4 protein-coding genes are annotated in these 3,707 nt (G+C 63.7%); 1 reads left to right on the top strand and 3 read right to left on the bottom strand.

Annotated features, from left to right (window positions below):
• The 3 genes from AC1DU6_RS23325 to AC1DU6_RS23315 form a co-directional block, all read right to left on the bottom strand.
• Nucleotides 1-294, bottom strand: a 294-nt coding sequence (locus AC1DU6_RS23325; RefSeq protein ID WP_477859953.1) for an NAD-dependent epimerase/dehydratase family protein, incomplete at its 3' end; no start/stop codon positions are given.
• Complete coding sequence (locus AC1DU6_RS23320) at nucleotides 294-1,553, bottom strand: hypothetical protein (protein WP_477859951.1); 1,260 nt, start codon at nucleotides 1,551-1,553, stop codon at nucleotides 294-296. The genes AC1DU6_RS23320 and AC1DU6_RS23325, both read right to left, overlap by 1 nt.
• Nucleotides 1,534-2,922 carry an undecaprenyl-phosphate glucose phosphotransferase gene (locus AC1DU6_RS23315; protein WP_157282104.1) on the bottom strand — a complete coding sequence of 463 codons (1,389 nt, stop codon included), beginning with the start codon at nucleotides 2,920-2,922 and terminating at the stop codon, nucleotides 1,534-1,536. Before AC1DU6_RS23315 ends, AC1DU6_RS23320 begins: the two co-directional genes overlap by 20 nt.
• A 133-nt stretch (nucleotides 2,923-3,055) precedes the next feature.
• Here AC1DU6_RS23315 and AC1DU6_RS23310 point away from each other — a divergent pair, with 133 nt between their 5' ends.
• Nucleotides 3,056-3,610: a hypothetical protein gene (locus AC1DU6_RS23310; protein WP_056204072.1), complete on the top strand. Its 555-nt coding sequence runs from the start codon at nucleotides 3,056-3,058 to the stop codon at nucleotides 3,608-3,610.
• The last annotated feature ends 97 nt before the right edge of the window (nucleotides 3,611-3,707 follow it).

Raw genomic sequence — 3,707 nt, 5'->3', positions numbered from 1 at the left:
GTAATAGGCCAGCGGCTGGGTGACGGATTCGCCAACTGCCTTGTAGGCAGCGAAATGCACGACGGCGGCCGGCTTGTAGCTGCCGAAGACTTCGTCCATTGCCGCGGCGTCGCAGACGTCGGCACGTTCGAACTCGATGGGGGTGCTGGCCAGTTCCGCCAGCCTTTCCAGCACGACGGGCGAGCTGTTGGAAAAGTTGTCCACGCCGACGACGCGATAGCCCGCCTGCTGGAGAGCCAGCCAAGTGTGCGACGCGATGTAGCCTGTCGCACCCGTGAGCAGGATGGTGGTCATCAGAAGAAGATGGCTTGACCCGTGCAGCCGTAGCTGCTGGCGGTGTACACGTACTGGGCAATGCTGCTGTTGCGGCTGGCACGGTCGTACTGGCAGCCCAGGCTGAGGCCGCGTGTGAACGCCCAGCGCATGCTCAGGTTGTACGTCTTGAAGTCGTCCAGCGCATCGGCAACGGCGGCACCTGCCGTGCTGGTGCGTGTGGCGCGGTTCCGGCTCGCCTTGGCGCTGAGACTGACCTTGCCTGTCACGGCGTAGGTGCCGCCCAGCTGATAGGTGGTGTAGACCCGGTTCAGGTCAGCCGTCTGGACGACACTTTCCTGCCCGGTGTCCCGCGCATATTGCAGGTTCAATTGCAACTTGGCTGTGGGCTGCCAGTTCCAACCGATGGCACCGGTGGTGCCGCTGAAATCGCGTAACCGGTCATCGAGGCTGTTTTTTGACTTGCTGCGGCTGATGCGCGTGTTTAGCGTGCTGCGGCCGCCGGTGCTCCACTTGGTGGTGAAGTCGAAGTCGTCCCGGGTGTAGTCATTAGGTACCGAGACGACGACAACCTGCGCCGTCTGCGGGTCAACGGCAAGGCCAATGGGATAGTGCGGGTTTTTGCCCTTGGTGCGTCGCCCCACCAGGCCCAGCCTGACATTGCCGCCGGGCGTGGCATAGATGCCGAGGGAACCCGTGTTCTGCTCGAAGTCGAAACGGTCGTACTCCGAGGCGCTGAAGTCCCGGCGGCGGTGCGTCCAACTACTTTCCAGCGTATACCGCGTCAGTACGCCAAGGCGGACCAAGGCTTGGTATTCGTCCTCGCGTTCGATGTTCTTCTTGAGGATGGGATCGACGCCGCTACCGATGTTGAAGTCAGCGAGGGATCGGTCCGATTTGGCGCTCAGCACTCCCGACAGATTACCCACCGTCTGCCAATTGAGCGCACTGCGCAAGGTGTAGGAGCGATTGTTGAGCTCGCTAATCGTTGAATAGCGGTTGCTCTGCAGCGAGCCGTCCACCGTCAGATGCTGACGACCGAGCTTCGTGTCGATGCCGCCCAGAACCCCGGCGCTGGTCACTGTGTCATCGTTGGCGGCGCTTGACTGTCGGTACACATTTGAGACATGAGCAACACCTAACGATGCACCGACATAAAAGGGCGTCGTGTCATCGGTCTGAGCGTGCGCGGACTGGACCGCTGAAAGCGCGGCGATCAGCAGCGCAAGCCGGGTCCAACGGTGGCAATGGCGAGCAGGCTTAATAGGCATGGCGATCAAACACCACCAACCTCACGGTCCGCAAGATGATCTGCAGATCCAGGGCCAGTGACCAGTTGCGCAGGTATTCCAAATCGTATTCGACGCGTGCCACCATCTTGTCGATGGTGTCGGTCTCGCCACGCAAGCCATTCACCTGGGCCCAGCCGGTGATGCCCGGCTTGACCTTGTGGCGCACCATGTAGGCCTTGATGATCTTGCGGTATTCCTCGTTGTGGGCCACGGCGTGCGGGCGCGGCCCGACGATGCTCATGCGACCCTGCAGCACATTGATGAATTGCGGCAGTTCGTCCAGCGAGGTGCGGCGGATGAAGGCGCCAAAGGGCGTGATGCGCGCGTCGCCCTTGGTGGCCTGTTTGACCACGGGACCGTTGTCCTGTGTCCGCATGGAGCGGAACTTGTAGACGATGATCTCCTCGCCATCCAGGCCGTTGCGCTTCTGCCTGAAGATGACAGGGCCTGGTGAGCTGAGCTTCACGCCAATGGCCAGGGCAAGCAGGATGGGCGAGATGAGGATCAGGATCAACGTGGCCAGAACGACGTCGCTGACGCGCTTGATCAGCTGGTTGGTGCCGGTGAAGGGCGTCTCGCAGATGCCGACCACCGGCACGCCCGAGATGTCCTGCAGGCGGCCCTGGATGATGCTGATGCCGAACACGTCGGGCACGAAGAACAGCGAGGCCGTCGTGCCCTGCACCTGTTCCAGCAACTCGACGATGCGAGGCTGCGACCCCAGGGGCAGGGTGATGTAGACCTCGCGCACGCCCTTGTCGCGCACGAACTCGCTGAGCTGGGGCAGGGTGCCCAGGATGGAGGCGCCGGCTTCCGGGTGCAGGCGCTCAGGCGCACGGTCGTCGAAATAGCCCAGGCAGACGACGCCCTGAGAGTCGCGCAGCGCTCGCGCCACCTTGTGGCCAAGCACGCCCGCGCCGACGACGACCGCCGTACGGCGCGCGCCCGGGTCGCGTGCCCGCCATTGCTGGATGCGCCGGCCCGTCTCGATGGCGGCGATCTGGACGGCAGGTGTGATGACGGCCCACCACAGCAGCACCTCGTCCTCGAAATAGTGCAGGCTGTTGGTGGCGTAGCCGCACAGCAGCAGGATGCCCAGCAGCACCAGCCAGGAGGACAGCACGTCCACAAGGGCGCTGGCCGGGTGGTCGCTGAAGCGGTTGCGACCCGGGAAGGTGAGGGCGAAGACGAGCAGGCACAGCGTCAGGGTGGGGCGCAGCACCGGCTCGTCGAAGTGACCGTTCACGACAAGAAAGGTCAGAACGATGATGCCGGGCTCCAGGAAAGCGGCGATCAGGGATTCGACCGACTGCGGTGCGCTGTAGAACGTCCTCTTGTAGCTGCGGTCCTCAAACATCTTGGTGGGTTTGGTAGTCCTCGGGTCAGGGTGTACCCGAGGCTGAAAAAGGATCAGGGATTCTCTACCAACAAATTTGACGGCCGAACCGTCGGCGTCCCCTGTTCATGGTCCGCTGCCTACAATCTTGTATATGTCTGCTTCCTGGCCCCTGCCGCCCCTGCCTCCGCTGCCGTCCATCACGCCCTTGCTGATGCCGGCCCTGCAGGATCGCCTTGTTTTGCTGATCAACCATGTCGTGTCGCGGGAGCCCATCGCGGCGCAACGCCTGCGGCCGCTGGCTGGGCGTGGGCTCGTCGTCCACCTGGCAGGCTGGCCCAGCCTGCTGCCGGCGGCGCCTGATTTGATACTCGGTGTCACACCAGCGGGTCTTTTTGAACGCCTGGACGCCGCCCCGGCAGGCGCCGGCGGCCTGCGCATCGAGATCGATGCATCCAACCCCGCCAAGCTGGCTCTGGGTGCATTCACGGGAGAGGCGCCCACCGTCAGCGTGCAGGGCGATGCCGCTTTCGCTGGCGAGATGCACTGGTTGATGGACAACCTGCGCTGGGACATCGAGGACGATCTGGCCGGCATCGTCGGGCCGCTGCCCGCCCGCCAGCTCGCCCAGTTCGGCCGCACCTTGCGGCGCACGTTGTCGGGCATGGCCGCGCGTTTTGCGACGACGACGTCCGGTAGCGGCGCATGAGGTTTGTCTCGCGGCTGCTGGTCATCCTGTGGACGGTCTGGCGCTTCGGTCTCGATGATCTGGCCTTGTCGGGCCTGCGTCGCAAGCGCTTCAGGCT

The sequence above is a fragment of the Roseateles sp. P5_B10 genome (assembly GCF_056400485.1).
This window is presented reverse-complemented; position numbering and strand designations above follow the sequence as displayed.

Coding starts and splice junctions, on each gene's coding strand:
- AC1DU6_RS23315 (WP_157282104.1), bottom strand. CDS start 2,922: ATGTTTGAGGACCGCAGCTACAAGAGGACGTTCTACAGCGCACCGCAG.
- AC1DU6_RS23310 (WP_056204072.1), top strand. CDS start 3,056: ATGTCTGCTTCCTGGCCCCTGCCGCCCCTGCCTCCGCTGCCGTCCATC.